This is a genomic window from Bradyrhizobium sp. AC87j1 (assembly GCF_002936975.1).
GTDB lineage: Bacteria > Pseudomonadota > Alphaproteobacteria > Rhizobiales > Xanthobacteraceae > Bradyrhizobium > Bradyrhizobium shewense.
In genome coordinates, this window is sequence record NZ_PTFE01000022.1 from 1 (window position 1) to 18,651 (window position 18,651).

Annotated in this window: 13 protein-coding genes; 9 read left to right on the forward strand and 4 right to left on the reverse strand. The window is 66.1% G+C overall.

Features of this window, described 5'->3' with window-relative positions; all coding sequences use genetic code 11:
* Positions 1-53: 53 nt before the first annotated feature.
* From CV770_RS14005 to CV770_RS14020, 4 genes are all read left to right on the forward strand, one after another.
* Complete coding sequence (locus tag CV770_RS14005) at positions 54-1,106, forward strand: NAD(P)H-dependent flavin oxidoreductase (protein WP_283811320.1); 1,053 nt, start codon at positions 54-56, stop codon at positions 1,104-1,106.
* Positions 1,107-1,131: 25 nt separating this feature from the next.
* On the forward strand, positions 1,132-2,103 hold the full coding sequence (locus CV770_RS14010) for a quinone oxidoreductase family protein (protein ID WP_104462758.1): 972 nt from the start codon (positions 1,132-1,134) through the stop codon (positions 2,101-2,103).
* A 246-nt stretch (positions 2,104-2,349) separates the two neighbouring features.
* Entirely contained in the window at positions 2,350-3,723 is a 1,374-nt protein-coding gene (locus CV770_RS14015; protein WP_091953064.1) for a cation-efflux pump, read from the forward strand.
* A gap of 227 nt (positions 3,724-3,950) precedes the next feature.
* Entirely contained in the window at positions 3,951-6,281 is a 2,331-nt protein-coding gene (locus tag CV770_RS14020; RefSeq protein ID WP_104462759.1) for a PAS domain-containing sensor histidine kinase, read from the forward strand.
* Between the two features lie 3 nt (positions 6,282-6,284).
* Here CV770_RS14020 and CV770_RS14025 read toward each other — a convergent pair whose 3' ends face one another.
* The gene (locus CV770_RS14025) at positions 6,285-7,178 is read right to left on the reverse strand and encodes a LysR family transcriptional regulator (RefSeq protein ID WP_018315839.1); all 894 of its coding nucleotides are present in this window, start codon (positions 7,176-7,178) and stop codon (positions 6,285-6,287) included.
* A gap of 224 nt (positions 7,179-7,402) precedes the next feature.
* Here CV770_RS14025 and CV770_RS14030 point away from each other — a divergent pair, with 224 nt between their 5' ends.
* The 5 genes from CV770_RS14030 to CV770_RS14050 are packed head-to-tail and all read left to right on the forward strand — an operon-like array spanning position 7,403 to position 13,368.
* The gene (locus CV770_RS14030) at positions 7,403-7,879 is read left to right on the forward strand and encodes a formate dehydrogenase subunit gamma (protein ID WP_104462760.1); all 477 of its coding nucleotides are present in this window, start codon (positions 7,403-7,405) and stop codon (positions 7,877-7,879) included.
* Complete coding sequence (locus CV770_RS14035) at positions 7,876-9,432, forward strand: formate dehydrogenase beta subunit (protein WP_104462761.1); 1,557 nt, start codon at positions 7,876-7,878, stop codon at positions 9,430-9,432. Before CV770_RS14030 ends, CV770_RS14035 begins: the two co-directional genes overlap by 4 nt.
* A gap of 10 nt (positions 9,433-9,442) precedes the next feature.
* Positions 9,443-12,316: a formate dehydrogenase subunit alpha gene (gene fdhF / locus CV770_RS14040; RefSeq protein WP_104462762.1), complete on the forward strand. Its 2,874-nt coding sequence runs from the start codon at positions 9,443-9,445 to the stop codon at positions 12,314-12,316.
* 4 nt (positions 12,317-12,320) lie between these two features.
* Positions 12,321-13,148, forward strand: a complete 828-nt coding sequence (gene fdhD, locus CV770_RS14045; RefSeq protein WP_104462763.1) for a formate dehydrogenase accessory sulfurtransferase FdhD — start codon at positions 12,321-12,323, stop codon at positions 13,146-13,148.
* Complete coding sequence (locus tag CV770_RS14050; protein ID WP_201759844.1) at positions 13,138-13,368, forward strand: formate dehydrogenase subunit delta; 231 nt, start codon at positions 13,138-13,140, stop codon at positions 13,366-13,368. The genes fdhD and CV770_RS14050 overlap by 11 nt, the downstream gene beginning before the upstream one ends.
* Here the strand turns inward: CV770_RS14050 and CV770_RS14055 are convergent.
* Genes CV770_RS14055 through CV770_RS14065 form a run of 3 tightly spaced genes read right to left on the reverse strand, consistent with a single transcriptional unit; the run spans position 13,343 to position 18,433 of the window.
* On the reverse strand, positions 13,343-16,312 hold the full coding sequence (locus CV770_RS14055) for a bifunctional [glutamine synthetase] adenylyltransferase/[glutamine synthetase]-adenylyl-L-tyrosine phosphorylase (protein WP_104462764.1): 2,970 nt from the start codon (positions 16,310-16,312) through the stop codon (positions 13,343-13,345). The two genes, CV770_RS14050 and CV770_RS14055, sit on opposite strands and share 26 nt — an antisense overlap.
* A complete protein-coding gene (locus CV770_RS14060; protein ID WP_091953079.1) occupies positions 16,309-17,769 on the reverse strand; it encodes a sensor histidine kinase in 1,461 nt (486 codons plus the stop codon). Before CV770_RS14060 ends, CV770_RS14055 begins: the two co-directional genes overlap by 4 nt.
* Positions 17,753-18,433: a response regulator transcription factor gene (locus CV770_RS14065; protein ID WP_038947105.1), complete on the reverse strand. Its 681-nt coding sequence runs from the start codon at positions 18,431-18,433 to the stop codon at positions 17,753-17,755. The genes CV770_RS14060 and CV770_RS14065 overlap by 17 nt, the downstream gene beginning before the upstream one ends.
* Positions 18,434-18,651: the final 218 nt, after the last annotated feature.

An 18,651-nucleotide genomic window follows, 5' to 3' on the forward strand; every position in this document is an offset into this window, starting at 1 on the left:
CGCCCCGCCCTCACCGCACGTCCCCGCAATAGACTTTTCCCGACCGCGGCGGCATCCTCCACGCATCAACGGATAGCAGAGCGCCCCGCGAGGCGCGGGGGAAACAGGTCATGTTGCAGACACGGTTCACGAAACTCGTCGGCGTCGAGCACCCGATCGTCCAGGGCGGCATGCAATGGGTCGGCCGCGCCGAGCTGGTCGCCGCCGTGGCCAACGCCGGCGCGCTCGGCTTCATCACGGCGCTGACCCAGCCGACGCCGGAGGACCTGACCAAGGAGATCGCGCGCTGCCGCGACCTCACCGACAAGCCGTTCGGCGTCAACCTCACCATCCTGCCCGCGATCAAGCCGCCGCCTTACGCCGAATACCGCGCCGCCATCATCGAGAGCGGCATCACGGTGGTCGAGACCGCCGGCAACAAGCCGCAGGAGCATGTCGACGAGTTCAGGAAGCATGGCGTCAAGGTCGTGCACAAATGCACCAGCGTCCGCCACGCGCTCTCGGCCGAGCGCATGGGCGTCGACGCCATCTCGATCGACGGCTTCGAATGCGCCGGCCATCCCGGCGAGGACGACACGCCCGGCCTGATCCTGATCCCCGCCGCCGCCAACAAGATCAAGATCCCGATGATCGCCTCGGGCGGCTTTGCCGATGCCCGCGGCCTCGTCGCCGCGCTGGCGCTGGGCGCCGACGGCATCAACATGGGCACGCGCTTCATGGCGACCAGGGAAAGCCCGATCCACCAGCTCATCAAGGAGAAGATCGTCGCCAATGACGAGCGCGAGACCGAGCTGATCTTCCGCACCATGCGCAACACCTCGCGCGTCGCCAAAAACGAGATCTCGACCAAGGTGGTCGCGATGGAGAAGGAGGGCGCGAAGTTCGAGGACATCCGCGAGCTGGTCGCGGGTACTCGCGGCAAGATGGTCTATGCGACCGGGAATTCCGACGAAGGCATCTGGTCGGCCGGCCAGGTGCAGGGCCTGATCCAGGACATCCCGACCTGCGCCGAGCTCATCTCCCGCATCGTGCGCGAAGCGGAAGCGATCATCCGCAGCCGGCTCGACGGCATGATCGTTCAGCCGCAACGCGAAGCCGCCGAATAATCACCGCAAGAAGCGAGAGCAATCCATGAAGGCTTACGTCTACGGCCCTGAGGGCGCTAGGATTTCCGACGTCGCTCAACCAAAACCGAAGGGCACGCAGGTGCTGGTGCGCGTCCGCGCCTGCGGGCTCAACCGCGCCGACACCGGTATGCGCAAGGGGCACGCCCACGGCGCGGCCGGCGGCGCCGGCACCGTGCTCGGCATGGAATGGGCCGGCGAGGTCGCCGAGCTCGGACCGGATGCCAAGGGCGTGAAGATCGGCGACCGCATCATGGGCTCGGGCGGCGCTGCGTTTGCCGAGTACACACTGGCCGATCATGGCCGGCTGTTCCGCGCGCCCTCGAACATGAACTTCGAGGAAGCCGCCACCATCCCCGTCGCGCTAGCGACCATGCACAACGCCGTCGTCACCGTCGGCGGCGTGCAGGCGGGCCAGAGCGTGCTGATCCAGGGCGCCAGCTCCGGTGTCGGCCTGATGGCGATGCAGATTGCAAAACTCAAGGGCGCAAAGCTCGTGATCGGCTCGTCGACCGATGCCACGCGCCGCGGCCGGCTGAAGGAGTACGGCGCAGACCTCGCCGTCGACAGCTCCGATCCCAAATGGGTCGAGGAGGTACTGAAGGCGACGAACGGCGAAGGCGTCGACCTCATCGTCGACCAGGTCTCGGGCAAGGTCGCGAGCCAGAACCTTGCGGCGACCAAAGTGAAGGGCCGCATCGTCAATGTCGGCCGGCTCGGCGGCACCCATGCCGATTTCAACTTCGACCTGCACGCCGCGCGCCGCATCGACTATGTCGGCGTCACCTTCCGCACCCGCACCATCGAAGAGGTCCGCGAGATCTTCGAGGAGGTCAGGAAGGACATCTGGGGCGCGGTCGAGTCGCGAAAACTGCAGCTGCCGATCGACCGGGTGTTCGCGTTCGACGACATCGACCAGGCGTTCGAGCACATGGAGGCGAACAAGCACCTGGGGAAGATCGTGGTGACGGTGCCGTAAACGCCGATCCCAAGCCTCGGTCTCGCAGGGTGGGCAAAGCGCAAGCGTGCCCACGATTTGTATCCATCACGGAGGAATGGTGGGCACGGCGCTTTGCGCCTTTGCCCACCCTACGAGGGTGAGCAAGGACAGACCGCCAGCCTTCAATTCGGAAGCATTCGCAATAGCTTCCCTCCTGCAAATCACTAGCGACTACTTCTGTGGATCGGCGCTTGATGTTCACCCATGGGCTGCTAAATCCCCGCCATGACCTCCCAGCACAACAAAACCTCGGTCGCCGCGATCTCGATCTTCGCCAGCGGCGGCATGGCGGCGGCCAAGTTCGTGGTCGGCATCGCGATCGGCTCGCTGGCGCTGATCTCCGAGGCCCTGCACTCTTCGATCGACCTGGTCGCGACCATCATCACCTGGGCGGTGGTGCGGGTGTCCGACAAGCCGGCCGACGAGGAGCACCATTACGGCCATGGCAAGCTGGAGAGCGTCTCGGCGCTCGGCGTCACCGCCCTGCTCTACGTGCTCGCCGGCGGCATCCTGGTCGAGGCCTACAGCCGGCTGCGCGAGGGAACCCCGCCGCCGACCATTTCGGCCGTGCCGTTCGTCGTGCTGGTGATCGACATCGTCGTCAATCTCTGGCGCGCCCGCGCCCTGCATCGCGCCGCGCGCGAGACCAGGAGCCAGGCGCTCGCGGCCGACGCGCTGCATTTCGCCTCCGACGTGATGGGCTCGTTCGCCGTGATCATCGGCCTGATCCTCGCTGCCCTCGGCTTCTGGTGGGGCGACGCCGCGGCGGCCGCCGCGGTCGCCGTGATGATCGCAGCTCTCGGCCTTCGCATGGCCGGCTCGACCGTGCAGACGCTGGTCGACCGCGCCCCGGAGGGCGCGCAGGAGAAGGCCACGGCCGCGATCCGGAGCGTCCCGGGCGTGATCGACGTGGAGCGGCTGCGGGTGCGCATGGTCGGGGCGACCACGTTCATCGACACCATCGTCAAGGTGCCGCGGACCTATCCGATCGACCGCGTTGAGGACATCAAGCACAACGCGCAAGCCGCGGTCACCAAGGCGTTCGGCGATGCCGACCTCTCCTTCACCGCCGTTCCTGTCGCACGCGACAACGAAACCGTGCGCGACCGCATCATGGTGATCGCGCGCAATTCGGGCCTCGCCGTCCACCACGTCACGGTGCACGATCTCGGCGCCAAGCTGATCGTCAGCATCGACCTCGAGGTCGACGCCCGGATGCAACTCGACGCAGCCCACGACGTCGCCAACACGCTGGAGCGCAACATCCAGGAGGAGTTCGGCGCGGACGTCGAGGTCGACGTCCATATCGAGCCGCTGGAACCGGAACTGCCGTTCGGGGTCGATGCCGCGCCGGAACGCGTCCAGGCCATCGCCGCCGCGCTGACCGAATATGCCGCCGGCGGCGAGATCCACGACATCCATAATGTGCGTGTCCGCAACACCGACGCCGGCGAGATCGTCAATTTCCACTGCCGCGCCGCGCCGTCGATGAGCGTGATCAAGGTGCACGAGCACGTCGACGCCATCGAGCGCGCGCTGCGGCGCGCGTTCCCGAGCGTGAAGCGCGTGATCAGCCACGCCGAACCGCCGCGTGCGTGACGGAGAAATGTGCGACGAGTCAGACGTTCTCGTTTCGGACTCCTCGCGCCCGTGCGTTTGCGGACGCGCGCTGCGCAAACTGCGCGTGGGATAAGAATAATTACGCGTTAACGATTCATTGACTCTCGACACCCCGCGAAAACTGGATTCAAATCGCTGTGATTCGGAAGCGATGTGGGGCTGCCTCCGAACTTCAGTTGCAAGCAGGTTTTTAGGGGGCCGAAGGCATGTCGCGTGCAGACGCCGCGAACGCGTGCGTCCAATCCGATTCGATCAAGGGATTGGCGCAATCGATCGCGAAACCTGCCTATCATCGGCTCTTGATTGCAGAGCCGGCGCTTCGTCGCGCCGTGCCGACGCTCATCATCGCGTTCCTGATCACGATCTGCCTCGGCGCGTTCGTGCAGGTCGTCGATCAGACGCGTCAGAAGCGGCTGGTGATCCGGCACGACATCTCGGCGCTGGCCGACCTGCTCGCCGAACGCATCGACCGCCTCACCTCCGCGCGACAGGAGCGGCTCAAGAACATCGAGAGCCTGCCGGCGCTGTTGCCGGATATGATCCCGTCCTGGGGCACGGCCTCGGGCCGCCACGTCATCGTCACCTCGGCCGGCGTCGATCGCCGTCTCCTCGCCCGCGTCCCGGTCGACAGTGACCCTTCCGGCAACGACCGCCTGCTCGATGCCATCACGACCGCACAATTGCTCGCGGCGCCGACGCGTGACGGCAACGTCTCCGACATGACGCTGCCAAGCGGCAACGCCGCGATGGCGACCTCGCGGCAGATCAAGTCGCTGCCCGGCTTCGTCACCGTGATCCAGGAGCGCAACGAGCCGATCTGGGGCTCGGACGCCGCGCTCTCGGTGACGCTGTCGGCGACGACCGGATTCGTCGTCCTGATCCTGGGCTTCGCCTTCCACTGGCAGTCCACCCGCGCCCGCGAAGGCGACCTCATCAACGACGCCGTGCGCGGCCGGATCGACACCGCGCTCAACCGCGGCCGTTGCGGGCTGTGGGACTGGGACCTGTCGCGCGGCCGGATATTCTGGTCGCAATCGATGTTCTCGATGCTCGGCCTCGACGGCCGCAACGAGCTCCTCACCTTCGGCGAGGTCAACGCGCTGGTGAAGTCCGACGACATCGACCTGTTCGCGATCGCCGACCAGCTCATCTCCGAGAAGATCGACCACATCGACCAGACCTTCCGCATGCAGCATGTCGACGGCCACTGGATCTGGCTCCGCGTCCGCTGCGAGAAGACGCGCGGGGCGACCGATTCCAGCGTGCACCTGATCGGGATCGCCGTCGACATCACCGAGCAGAAGAGCCTCGCCGAGAGGACGGTGGAAGCCGACCTCCGCCTGCGCGACGCGATCGAGACCATTCCGGAGGCCTTCGTGCTGTGGGACGCGAGCGACCGCCTCGTGCTCTGCAACTCGCACTTCCAGCGCCTGCACAAGCTGCCCGACACCGCCGTGATCCCCGGCACCTCCTACGAGACCGTGCTCGAGGTCGGCCGCATGCCGGAGGTGCGCACCCGCCACAACGAAACCGCTGCCCAAGGCCCCGGCGCGCGCACCTTCGAGGCGCAGCTCGACGACGGCAGCTGGCTGCACATCAGCGAGCGCCGCACCAAGGACGGCGGCTACGTCTCGGTCGGCACCGACATCACCCGCATCAAGGAGCACGAGCAGAAGCTGGTCGACAACGATCTGCGCCTGCGCGCCACCGTCATCGACCTGAAGCGCTCGCAGGCGGCGCTGGAGCGCCAGGCGGTCGAGCTCGCCGACCTCGCCGAGAAGTACCAGCGCGAGAAGACCCGCGCCGAGGAAGCCAACCAGACCAAGTCGAAATTCCTCGCCAATATGAGCCACGAGCTGCGCACGCCGCTGAACGCCATCATCGGCTTCTCCGAGATCATGGGCTCGGGCATGTTCGGCGAGCTCGGCAGCGAAAAGTACCAGGAATACTGCCAGGACATCCTGACCAGCGGCCACTATCTGCTCGAGGTCATCAACGACATCCTCGACATGTCCAAGATCGAGGCGGGCCGCATGAAGCTCGACATGGAAGAGCTCGACCTGTCGCGGACGCTGGCGGAATCCCTGCGGGTCGTCACCGGCCGTGCCGAGGACAAGCACATCACGCTCGATGCCGACATCGCAAAATCCATCTCCGTCGTCGCCGATCGCCGCGCCACCAAGCAGATCATCGTCAACCTGCTCTCCAACGCGGTGAAATTCACGCCGGACGGCGGACGCGTCGTGGTGCGCAGCCGGCAGCTCGACGACCGGATCGTGCTGATGATCGCCGACACCGGCATCGGCATCGCGCCGCATTCGCTGGCGCGGCTCGGCCGCCCGTTCGAGCAGGTGGAGAGCCAGCTCACCAAGACCTATCACGGCTCGGGACTTGGCCTCGCGATCGCCCGCTCGCTGGCGCAGCTCCATGGCGGCTCGATGCGGCTGCGCTCCAAGCTCGAGGTCGGCACCGTCGTGCGCGTGACCCTGCCGCGCGACGCGATCAAGGCGGCGTCCGGGATATCGGCCGCGGCCTGAGCCCTACAGCTGCAGCGACGGCGCAACTTCCCGCGCGACATTGACCAGCGCTGCAATCAGCGGCGTCATCGGATCGCGCTGCGGGATCACCATGCCGATGCTGTAATTGACATCGGGATCGGTGATCGGGATCGAGCGCACCGTGTCGGACAGACCGAGCGTCTCGGCAAGCTTGGCCGGCATCACGCTCGCCCACCGCCCCGTCTTCACATGCGTGAACAGCACCAGCAGCGAGTTCGAGGTGAGTGTCGGCGTCGCCTCCGCGCCGACGGAGCGTAAGGCACGGTCGATGATGCGGCGGTTCTGCATGTCGGGCGTCAGCAAGCATAGCGGCACCTGCCCGACCTCCTTCCAGGTCACCGTCTCGCGATCGCCAAACATTCCGTCCGGCGAAGTCAGCAAACGATAGCTCTCATTGTAGAGCGGAATGGTCCGCACCTTGCCGATCGGCTCGTTCTCGATATAGGTCAGCCCCGCATCGACCTCGAGATTTTCGAGCAATCCCAGCACCTCCGATGAGGTCGTTGAGCGGATGCTGAAACGCACCTCGGGATGCCGGGCGCGAAACGGCGTCGTCAACGCCGCGACCATGCCGAGCACGGTCGGGATCGCGGCGATGCGGATCTCGCCGGAGAGCTGATGCTTCAGCCCGTTGATCTCGTCACGCATCGCGCGGGCATCGCCCACGATCCGCCGCGCCCAGTCGAGTGCGCGCTCGCCCTCGGGGGTGAACCCCTGGAAACGGGAGCCGCGCTGCACCAGCATCACGCCGAGGATCTCCTCGAGCTGCTTGAGCCCGGTCGACATCGTCGGTTGCGTCACGCCGCAGACCTCCGCCGCGCGTCCGAAATGCCGCTCCTTCGCCAGCGCCAGCAATAGTTCAAGCTTGTCGATCAACCGGGCGTCCCCTCGAATTCCATCGTGGCGTGCAAGCTAGCATGCCGGGCCTGCACCAACACGCAAAAACCGGCAGCCGATACAACTTTCATTACCAATTCGCATCGGTCGATTGCGGTTGCAAATCGATCCGAATTCGCAATCGCAGCACGGGACAGCTTTATTGATCTTCGAATGATTCCAACTAGTTTGCGCCAAGGAAACGCTCTGGTTGAGAACGAAGAATGACAGCGGTTTTTGAGCCTTGGAACGAGACGCGCGGCGCCGAAATCATCGCCGAACACGCCAACCAGGAGGGCGCGACGCTGGTCATCCTGCACGCGCTGCAGGAGGCGTTCGGGTACGTGCCGGAGGCGGCCATTCCCATGGTGGCGCAAGCGCTCAATCTGTCGCGCGCCGAAGTCTATGGCGTATTCACGTTCTATCATGATTTCCGCCACAAGCCGGCCGGCCGCCATGTGCTGAAGCTCTGCCGCGCGGAGGCCTGTCAGGCTGCCGGCGGCGATGCATTGGCGGCGCGCGCCGAGGCAAAGCTCGGCGTATCGCTCGGCAACACCACGGCCGACGATCGCGTCACGCTGGAGCCGATCTACTGCCTCGGCCTGTGCGCGACCGCACCGTCCGCGATGCTCGACGGGCGCCTCATCGGCAGGCTCGATCAGAAGCGCCTCGATGCGTTGATTGTGGAGGCACAGCGATGAGCTTGCGTCTGTTCGTCTCACGTGACGCCGGTGCAATCGCCGTCGGCGCCGACGACGTTGCTCTGGCGCTGGAGCAGGCAGCAGCCGGGCGCGGCATCGCAGTCGAGATTGTCAGGACCGGCTCGCGCGGCATGTACTGGCTGGAGCCGCTCGTCGAGGTAGCAACGCCACAGGGCCGGATCGCCTTCGGTCCGGTTACTGAAGCCGATGTGCCCTCCCTGCTCGACGCGCTCGCGAACAACACGCCGCATCTGCTGCGGCTGGGGGCGACCGACGAGCTCCCCTGGCTCAAGCGTCAGACCCGCCTCACCTTCGCCCGCTGCGGCGTGATCGATCCGCGCTCGCTCGACGACTACCGCGCCCATGGTGGCTACAAGGGACTGGAGCGCGCCCTGTCGCTTGGCTCCGACGCCATCCTCAACGAAGTCACGGCCTCGGGCTTGCGCGGCCGCGGCGGCGCCGGCTTTCCGACCGGCATCAAATGGAAGACGGTCACGCAGGCCAAAGCCGACCGCAAGTTCATCGTCTGCAACGCCGACGAAGGCGACAGCGGCACTTTCGCCGACCGCATGATCATGGAAGGCGATCCCTTCCTGGTGATCGAGGGCATGACCATCGCCGGCATCACCGTCGGCGCGACCAAGGGCTACATCTACATCCGCAGCGAATATCCGCATGCGGTGGAAGCGATGAACGCTGCGATCCAGGCTGCGAAGCGCGGCGGTTATCTCGGCGACAAGATCGGCGGATCCACCCACAGCTTCGACCTCGAAGTGCGAGCCGGCGCCGGTGCTTACGTCTGCGGCGAAGAAACCTCGCTGCTGGAGAGCCTCGAAGGCCGCCGCGGCATCGTGCGCGCCAAACCGCCGCTGCCGGCGCATCACGGCCTGTTCGGCAAGCCGACCGTCATCAACAACGTGCTGTCGTTCGCGGCCGTCCCCTTCATCCTCGCCGAAGGCGCCAAGGCCTACGCGGATTACGGCATGGGCCGTTCGCGCGGCACGATGCCGATCCAGCTTGCCGGCAACATCCGCCAGGGCGGGCTGTTCGAGACCGCCTTCGGCGTGACGCTCGGCGAGCTCGTCGACGACATCGGTGGCGGCACGTTCACGGGCCGGCCGGTCCGCGCCGTGCAGGTCGGCGGTCCGCTGGGCGCCTATTTCCCTCGCTCGCTGTTCGACACGCCGTTCGACTATGAGGCCTTCGCCGCGCGCGACGGCCTGATCGGCCATGGCGGCATCGTCGTGTTCGACGACAGCGTCGACATGCGCAGGCAGGCGCGCTTCGCGATGGAGTTCTGCGCCGTCGAATCCTGCGGCAAGTGCACGCCGTGCCGGATCGGCTCGACCCGCGGCGTCGAGACCATCGAGAAGATCATCAACGGTGAGCGCGTCAGCGAAAACCTCGCGCTGGTCGAAGACCTCTGCAACACCATGAAATTCGGCTCGCTCTGCGCGCTCGGCGGCTTCACGCCCTACCCCGTGCTCAGCGCATTGAAGCACTTCCGGGAAGATTTCGCCCCCGTACCGACCACGCTTCAGGCCGCGGAATAGGAGAACGACAATGTCTCTGATCGAAGAAATCGACTTCGGCACGCCGGCTTCCAAATCGGAAACGATGGTGACGCTGACCATCGACGGCAATGAGGTCACGGTGCCCGAGGGCACCTCGATCATGCGGGCCGCGATGGACGCGGGCCACCAGATCCCAAAGCTCTGCGCCACCGACATGGTCGACGCGTTCGGCTCCTGCCGTCTCTGCCTCGTCGAGATCGAGGGCCGCGCCGGCACGCCGGCGTCCTGCACCACGCCGGTGATGCCCGGCCTCATCGTTCACACCCAGAGCGAGCGGCTGAAGAAGCTGCGCAAGGGCGTGATGGAGCTCTACATCTCCGATCATCCGCTCGACTGCCTCACCTGCGGCGCCAACGGCGATTGCGAGTTGCAGGACATGGCGGGCGCGGTCGGCCTGCGCGACGTGCGCTACGGATATGAGGGCGAGAACCACGTCTTCGCCAAGAGCCACGGCTGCGACAACGACCATTGGATGCCGAAGGACGAGTCCAACCCCTATTTCACCTATGATCCGTCCAAATGCATCGTCTGCTCGCGCTGCGTCCGCGCCTGCGAGGAGGTGCAAGGCACCTTCGCGCTGACCATCTCCGGCCGCGGCTTCGACAGCCGCGTCTCGCCGGGCATGAGCGAGAGCTTCCTCGGCTCGGAATGCGTCTCCTGCGGAGCCTGCGTGCAGGCCTGCCCGACCGCGACGCTGACCGAAAAGTCGGTGATCGAGATCGGCCAGCCCGAGCACTCCGTCGTCACCACCTGCGCCTATTGCGGCGTCGGCTGCACCTTCAAGGCCGAGATGCGCGGCGAGGAAGTCGTGCGCATGGTGCCCTACAAGGACGGCAAGGCCAATCGCGGCCATTCCTGCGTCAAGGGCCGCTTCGCCTGGGGCTACACCAACCACGGCGAACGCATCCTCAATCCGATGATCCGCGAACGGATCGAGGATCCCTGGCGCGAAGTGTCCTGGGATGAGGCGTTCTCGTTCGCGGCCGCCAAGATGCGCGGCATCCAGAAGACATACGGCCGCGACGCCATCGGCGGCATCACCTCGTCCCGCTGCACCAACGAAGAAACCTATCTGGTGCAGAAGCTGATCCGCGCCGGCTTCGGCAACAACAATGTCGACACCTGCGCCCGCGTCTGCCACTCGCCGACCGGCTACGGCCTCGCCACCACCTTCGGCACCTCCGCCGGCACGCAGGATTTCGACTCGGTCGAGGACACCGACGTCGTCGTGGTCATCGGCGCCAACCCCGCCTCCGCTCACCCGGTGTTCGCCTCGCGGCTGAAGAAGCGGCTGCGCCAGGGCGCCAAGCTGATCGTGATCGATCCGCGCCGCACCGAGATGGTGGAATCACCGCATGTGAAGGCGCTGCACCTGCCTCTGATGCCTGGCACCAACGTCGCGGTCATGACCGCGCTGGCGCATGTCATCGTCACCGAGGGCCTCGTCAACGAAGCCTTCGTGCGCGAGCGTTGCGACTGGAGCGAGTTCGAGGAATGGGCGGCGTTCGTCGCGCAGCCCAAGAACAGCCCGGAAGCCACCGCCATCCTCACCGGCGTCAACCCGAAGGATCTGCGCGAAGCCGCCCGCACCTACGCCACCGGCGGCAACGGTGCGATCTACTACGGCCTCGGTGTCACCGAGCACAGCCAGGGCTCGACCACCGTGATCGCGATCGCCAACCTCGCGATGGTCACCGGCAATATCGGCCGTCCCGGCGTCGGCGTGAACCCGCTGCGCGGCCAGAACAACGTGCAGGGCTCCTGCGACATGGGCTCGTTCCCGCACGAGTTGCCCGGCTATCGCCACATCTCCGGCGATGCCGTGCGTGACCAATTCGAAGCGCTGTGGAACGTCAAGCTCAACCCCGAGCCGGGCCTGCGCATTCCCAACATGTTCGACGCCGCGGTCGAGGGCACCTTCATGGGGATCTACGTGCAGGGCGAGGACATTCTGCAGTCCGATCCCAACACCAAGCACGTGGTGGCTGCACTGTCCTCGATGGAATGCGTCATCGTCCACGACCTCTTCCTCAACGAGACCGCGAACTACGCCCATGTCTTCCTGCCCGGCTCGAGCTTCCTCGAGAAGGACGGCACCTTCACCAACGCCGAACGCCGCATCCAGCGCGTGCGCAAGGTGATGACGCCAAAGAACGGCATGGCCGACTGGGAGGTCACCATCGGCCTTGCCAAGGCGATGGGCTTCGAGATGAACTACAGCCACCCATCCGAGATCATGGACGAAATCGCGGCGCTGACGCCAACCTTCGCTGGCGTCTCCTACGCCAAGCTCGACGAGCTTGGTTCGGTGCAGTGGCCTTGCAACGAGAAGGCGCCGGAGGGTACGCCGGTGATGCATATCGACGGCTTCGTTCGCGGCAAGGGCAAGTTCGTCGTCACCGAATATGTCGCGACCGACGAGCGCACCGGCCCGCGCTATCCGCTGCTGCTCACCACGGGCCGCATCCTCAGCCAGTACAATGTCGGCGCGCAGACAAGGCGCACCGAGAACGTGGTCTGGCATGCCGAGGATCGGTTGGAGATTCATCCGCACGATGCCGAACAGCGCGGCGTGCGCGACGGCGACTGGGTGCGGCTGAAGAGCCGCGCCGGCGAGACCACGCTACGTGCGGAGATCACCGATCGCGTGGCGCCCGGCGTCGTCTACACCACCTTCCACCATCCGGACACTCAGGCCAACGTCATCACGACCGACTATTCGGACTGGGCCACCAACTGCCCCGAATACAAGGTGACGGCGGTCGAGGTCTCGCCCTCGAACGGCCCGTCCGACTGGCAGAAGGCCTATGACGCGCAGGCGCGACAGTCCCGCCGCATCGCGCCGGCCGAGGCCGCGGAGTAACCGCATGCATGTAGCTGTCCAGGCGATCGATCGCGGAATCTGGCGTAACGGCGTCGCGTCCGAAGGAACGCGGTTCATCCCGGAGGAGACGCCGCTGGCGCTGACCTATAATGGCGGCACCTATGCCGTCATGATGGGGACGCCGCAGAATCTCGAAGATTTTGCGGTCGGCTTCAGTCTGGACGAAGGCATCATCAAGTCGGTCAACGACATCAAGTCACTCGACATTGTCCGCCTCGACGACGGCATTGAGCTCAGGATGTGGCTAACGGCGGAAGATGCGACGCTCATCAGCGAGCGCCGCCGCCACGTCGCGGGGCCCACCGGCTGCGGCATCTGCGGCATCGAGTCCATCGCCGAGGCCGTGCGCCCCGCAGCGGTCGTGCCGCACGGGCAGAGCTTCACGCCGGAAGAAATCTTGACGGCGATGCAGGCCATCGCGCCGCTGCAATCGATCAATCTGCAGACCCGCGCAGTTCACGCCGCCGCGTTCTGGTCCCCTGCCGGCCACATCGTCGCGCTGCGTGAGGATGTCGGACGCCACAACGCGCTGGACAAGCTCGCGGGCGCACTAGCGCGCAGCCGGACGGATACGCGCGGCGGCATGGTGCTGCTGACGAGCCGCGTTTCGGTCGAGATGGTGCAGAAGGCCGCCGCGATCGGCGCGCCGGTGATGGTCGCGGTGTCCGCGCCCACCGCGCTCGCAGTGCGCACTGCGGAGGCCGCAGGCATCACGCTGATCGCCATTGCCCGCCAGGACGGGTTCGAAGTGTTTTCGCATGGTGACCGGGTCGCCGCTCGCCATGCCACGGAGGTTGCCGATGTCGCCTGACCGCCTGATCTACATGGCTAACCAGATCGGCAAGTTCTTTGAGAGCCAGGGCCACGGCAAGGCCGTGCCGGGGATTGCCGAGCACATCAAGAAGTTCTGGGATCCCCGGATGAAGCGCGCGATCTTCGCCCATCTCGATGCCGGCGGCGCGGGGCTGGAGCCTGACGTCCGCCAGGCACTCACCTCGTTGAAGGCTACGTCCCTTCCAGCAGCGCCCTGAACACGCGCCGCACCTCGCTCTGGGTCTCCTTCACACGCGCCTCCAGCGACGAGAAATCCGGCGCATCGCCGGCACGTGCCATGACGCGCTGCAGATCCGTGCCGGCGGTTTCGGGCTTGAAGCGGTCGCTGACGCAGAGCCGCAGGATCTGCGTGAGGTCGTGATAGAGCCGCGCCGCGGCACGCAATATCTCGGTCTCCGATTGCGGGAGGACGCCGAGCCTGCATGCATTGTCGAGCACCTGCATCGTGCTGACGTCGAGAATCTCCGGCTTATCGTGCGCGTGAACGAGCTGCAGATATTGCGCGATGAAGTCGATGTCGACCATGCCGCCGGCGGCATGTTTGAGATCCCAGCAATCGACCTCGCCCTTCTCCTGGGCGATCGCGCGCCGCATGTCGGCGACGTCGTTGGCGGTGATTCCGGAATCGCGGCGGCGGGTCAGGACGTCGCGGATGACGCGTTCGATCCGCATCCGGAATTCGGGCGAAGCCGACACCACGCGCGCCCGCGTCAGCGCCATGTGCTCCCAGGTCCAGGCCTCGTTGGCCTGGTAATCCGCGAATGAGACGAGGCTCGAGGCCACTGGACCAGCGCGCCCTGAAGGACGCAGCCGCATGTCGATCTCGTAGAGCACGCCGTAATTGGTGCGCGTCGTGAACGCGCTGATCAGGCGCTGCGTGAAGCGAGCAAAATAATGCGCGCCCTGCAGCGATTTCGCCCCATCGGAGTCCGGATTGTCGCTGTCGAAATCGTAGAGCAGGATCAGGTCGAGATCGGACGAGGCCGTCATCTCGCGGCTGCCGAGCCGGCCCATCGCGATGATCGCGGTCTCCTGTCCCTTGATCCGGCCATGCTGGGCCGCGAAGCGGTCGGCAACGAGGCCGTGCACGGTGTGGACGATGCCTTCGGCGACATCGGCAAAGGCCGTGCTGGCGTGCTGCGCCGAGACGGTGCCGGAGAGGATACGCGTGCCGATCAAGAACAGGCTCTCCTGCCCGAACAAGCGCAGGCGATCGAGGAACTCTTCGTATGAGCCGGCATCCTGCACGGTCGCAGCTAACCGTCCCGACAATTCCTGCCTGTCCGGCATGGCGCCGAAGAAGCGCGGATCGATCAGGCCATCCATGAGCTGCGGCTGCCGCGCCAACATCTCGCCGAGCCGCGGCGCAGCGCCGAGCACCAGCGCCACCAGCGCGACGAGCTCGCGGTTCTGGCCGAGCAGCGTGATCAGCCGGCCGCCGCGCTGGAGCGCCCCAAGGAATTGATCGAACGCCACGACGGCGCGATCCGGCTCCTCGGCATGGGCGAGACCGTCGATCAGGGCCGGCACGAACTCGACGAAGGCGCTGCGCGTCGCCCCATTGCGGAACACGCGATAGTCGCCGGTGATCCAGTCACGCACCGTCTGCGCGACGGCGGCCGGCTTCTTGAAGCCGAGCGTCGCCAGATGCTGGAGCAGGCGCGGATCGTCGGGACCGGCACTGTAGTCGAGCGCCGGCAGTTTTGCCGTGCCGGTCGGATCGTCGCCCTCGAACAGTTTTTCGTAGTGCCCCTGCACGATCTTGAGCTGCCGCAGCAGCTCGCTCGCAAAGGCCTCGCGATCCGCATAGCCGAAGAAGCGCGCAAAGCGCTCGACTGCGTCCTTGTCTTCGGGCAGCGCGTGGGTCTGCTCGTCGGCGATCATCTGGAGGCGATGCTCGACCCGGCGCAGGAATTCATACGCCGTCGTCAGCTCGTCGCGCGCAGCTGGGGTGATCCAGTTACTGGACGCGAGAATGTCGAGCGCCCTCAGCGTCGACCGCACCTGCAATTCCGGATGGCGGCCGCCGGCGATCAATTGCTGGGTCTGCGCGAAGAACTCGATCTCGCGGATGCCGCCGCGGCCGACCTTGACATTGTGCCCTTCCACCGCGACCTCGCTCTGGCCGCGATAGGTCTGCATCTGCCGCTTCATGTCGTGGACGTCGGCGAGCGCGGCGAAGTCGAGATGCTTGCGCCAGACGAAAGGCGCGATCTCGGCGAGCAACGCTTCGCCCGCGCTGGAATCGCCGGCGCAGGCACGCGCCTTGATCATCGCCGCGCGCTCCCAGGTGCGCCCTTCCCGCTCGTAGTAGTTCAGCGCGGCGTCCCTGGAGATCGCGACCTGCGTCGAGGACGGATCGGGCCTCAGGCGCAGATCGACGCGGAAGACGTAGCCGTCATAGGTGCGCTGCTGCAGGATGCGCGCCATCCCCTGCGTGACCCGAACGAAGAACGGCTGCGGCTCGATGTCCGCTGCCAGCGTTGTCGCATCAGGATCGAAGAACACGATGAGATCGATATCGCTGGAATAGTTCAGCTCGCCCGCACCCATCTTGCCCATGGCGAGCACGATCAGCCCGCAGCCTTCCTCGGGCGCCTCGGGATTGGGCGGCGAGATCTTGCCACGTGCGGCTTCCTGCCGCAGCAGGTACTGGAGCGCCGCCTGCACCGAGGACACCGCGACATCGGTCAGCGCCGCCGTCACCCGCATCACCGGCCAGACCCCGCCAATGTCGCACAAGGCGGTCAGGAGCGCGGCCTCAGCCTTCATGCGGCGGAGCAGTCGCATCACCTCGGCCTCGTCAGAGGCCGCGAGCACCGCCCCCCTCGCCTCCGCGATCAGTGCCGTCAGATGCGCATCCGGATCGCATTCGAGCAGCCGGATCAGGCGCAAGGCATCGGCGCGCACCAGATCGAACAGATAGGGCGAGAATTCCGCGATCCCGGCCAGGATGTTCCGGGCGAAGGGCTGCGCCAGCAGCGTTTCGAGACGCGCCGATTGGGCCGGCTCGAGCTCGGACAGCCAGCTTTCAAGACGTCGTTCGTCGGTTGTGGAAGCGGCAATATGGGGAGCCTCCGCGAAGCGTGCGGCCAGCCTCTCACCATGCTTGTCCGCGTTTCCCGGCGCGGAGTGGTTCATGCCACCTTCTGTGGCACATCCGGTATTGGCGGAGCAACCCTGTCGCCGGCCCCGGCGCGCGCGGGCAGCACCAGCGTGGCGACGAGACCGGGCTGGGCATCGCCCAATTTCAACTCACCGCCGTGCAATGTCGCAACAGCCGAGGCGAGGCTGAGACCAAGGCCCGAGCCCGGCAGCGTGCGGCTCGCTTCCAGGCGCACGAATCGTTCGACAGCATGCGCGCGGTCGGCCTCGGGGATGCCGGGACCGCGATCGGTGACGCTGAGCAGCACCTTGTCGCCGTCGCGTCTGGCCTCGATTGTGATCGGCCTCGCGTCCATGCTGACCACGGTTCCGCCAGTTTGCGCGACCGGCTTGCCGTATTTGATCGCATTCTCGACCAGATTGGCGAGCGCCTGGCTGATCAACTCGCGGTTGGCGTGAACCGGTGTCGGCTCGGCCTTGACCTTCAAGGTCATGCCGTCGTCCTCGGCCAGCGGCTCGTAGAGCTCGTGGATGCCGTTGGCGACATCGGCGGCGTCGAAATCATCCATGTTGCCGCGCGCCTGTCCGGACTCCGCGCGCGCGATCATCAGCAGCGCGTTGAAGGTGCGAATCAGACCGTCGGATTCCTCGATGGTCCGCTCCAGCGCCGCACGGTAATCGGCTTCGCAGCCCGATTTCGCCAGCGCCTCTTCGGCGCGGTTGCGCAAGCGCGTCAGCGGCGTCTTGAGGTCGTGGGCGATGTTGTCGGAGACTTCCTTCAAGCCAGCCATCAGCGCCTCGATCCGCTCCAGCATGGCATTGAGATTTTCCGCGAGGCGGTCGAGCTCGTCGCCGCTACGCCCCACCGGCAGACGCCCGCTGAGATCGCCGGTCATGATGCGCTGCGCGGTCCCGGTCATCGCGTCGATGCGCCTCAGCACGCGGCGCGCGACGAAGATGCCGCCGCCGAGACCGAGCACGACAACGATCAGGATCGACCATTGCGCCGCCTTGGCGACGATGCCGAACAGGCGGCGCCGCTCGGCCAGGTCGCGGCCGATCAGAAGCCGGAAGCCATTTTCCAGTTCGGTGACGCGCACGAGCGCACGATGGTCGCGGTCGTCGGCGTCCTCGATGCGCCGGTAGGCGGTCTCCGACCAGCCGCGCGTCGCCATCACGCCGGGTGCCAGCGAGCCGACATTGCCGGCGATCGCCTGCCCTGTCGGCGTCGTCACGAGATAGAGGTTGGCGCCCGGGCGCAGCGCCCGATATTCGATCGCAAGCACCAGGCCGCGCAGGCCGCGACGGCCGTAGATCTCGGAGATCTCCGAGGTCTCGGCATTGACCGTCTGCGTGATTTCCTCGGTGATCAGCCGCCGCGTATTCCAGGCGAAATAGGCCAGCAGCGAGGCCGCGAACATCGCGAACAGCAGCAGATAGACCAGCGTCAGCCGGAACGCCGTGGTGCGGACGAGTTTACCGAATGCCGTCACGGATCATGTACCCGGCGCCGCGGATCGTGTGCAGCAGCGGCCGCTCGAAGCCCTTGTCGATCTTGGAGCGCAGCCGCGAAATGTGCACGTCGATCACGTTGGTCTGCGGATCGAAATGATAGTCCCAGACGTTCTCGAGCAGCATCGTGCGCGTCACCACCTGGCCGGCATGTTTCATCAGATATTCGAGCAGGCGGAATTCGCGCGGCTGCAGCGTCAACTCGTCCTTGCCGCGGGCGACGCGATGGGAGAGGCGGTCGAGCTCGAGATCGCCGACGCGGTAGAGCGTGTCCTCGGCAGGTCCCCCGCGGCGGCGCGACAGCACCTCGACCCGGGCAAGCAGCTCAGCGAAGGAATAGGGCTTTGGCAGATAGTCGTCGCCGCCGGCGCGCAGGCCCTTGATGCGGTCGTCGACCTGTCCGAGCGCGGACAAAATCAGCACCGGCGTGGTGTTGTCCTGGTCGCGCAGCGCACCGATCAGCGACAGGCCGTCGCGCTTGGGCAGCATGCGGTCGACCACCAGCACGTCGTAATCGCCATTCTCGGCCATGGCGAGGCCTTCCTCGCCGTCGGCGGCGTGGTCGGCAATGTGTCCGACCTCGCGAAACGCCTTCACGAGGTAGTCGGCGGATTCGCGGTCGTCTTCAATGATGAGGAGGCGCATCGTGCGTTCGGCGGCGGTCAAGGAGGTCAACCTTCTCTAAACATGGCGCGAGCGGCAATCGCATGCAAGCCGAGTGGGAGACTCTGGCATCGAGAAAAAGGCGGGCGGTGAAGCTGGGGGGACCTCACCGCCCTAGGCCTTCCGACGGAGGGGGGCGTAATTCCACCGGAAGGTAGAGAGGGGAAGCGAACGTTGCGCTGCTTCCCCGAAGGGCGCCG

Excerpts from the sequence above, each read along its gene's own strand:
- CV770_RS14030 (WP_104462760.1), top strand. The coding sequence starts at position 7,403 with ATGACAGCGGTTTTTGAGCCTTGGAACGAGACGCGCGGCGCCGAAATC.
- CV770_RS14055 (WP_104462764.1), bottom strand. The coding sequence starts at position 16,312 with ATGAACCACTCCGCGCCGGGAAACGCGGACAAGCATGGTGAGAGGCTG.
- CV770_RS14065 (WP_038947105.1), bottom strand. The coding sequence starts at position 18,433 with ATGCGCCTCCTCATCATTGAAGACGACCGCGAATCCGCCGACTACCTC.
- CV770_RS14020 (WP_104462759.1), top strand. The coding sequence starts at position 3,951 with ATGTCGCGTGCAGACGCCGCGAACGCGTGCGTCCAATCCGATTCGATC.
- CV770_RS14015 (WP_091953064.1), top strand. The coding sequence starts at position 2,350 with ATGACCTCCCAGCACAACAAAACCTCGGTCGCCGCGATCTCGATCTTC.
- CV770_RS14035 (WP_104462761.1), top strand. The coding sequence starts at position 7,876 with ATGAGCTTGCGTCTGTTCGTCTCACGTGACGCCGGTGCAATCGCCGTC.
- CV770_RS14010 (WP_104462758.1), top strand. The coding sequence starts at position 1,132 with ATGAAGGCTTACGTCTACGGCCCTGAGGGCGCTAGGATTTCCGACGTC.
- CV770_RS14050 (WP_201759844.1), top strand. The coding sequence starts at position 13,138 with ATGTCGCCTGACCGCCTGATCTACATGGCTAACCAGATCGGCAAGTTC.
- fdhF (WP_104462762.1), top strand. The coding sequence starts at position 9,443 with ATGTCTCTGATCGAAGAAATCGACTTCGGCACGCCGGCTTCCAAATCG.
- fdhD (WP_104462763.1), top strand. The coding sequence starts at position 12,321 with ATGCATGTAGCTGTCCAGGCGATCGATCGCGGAATCTGGCGTAACGGC.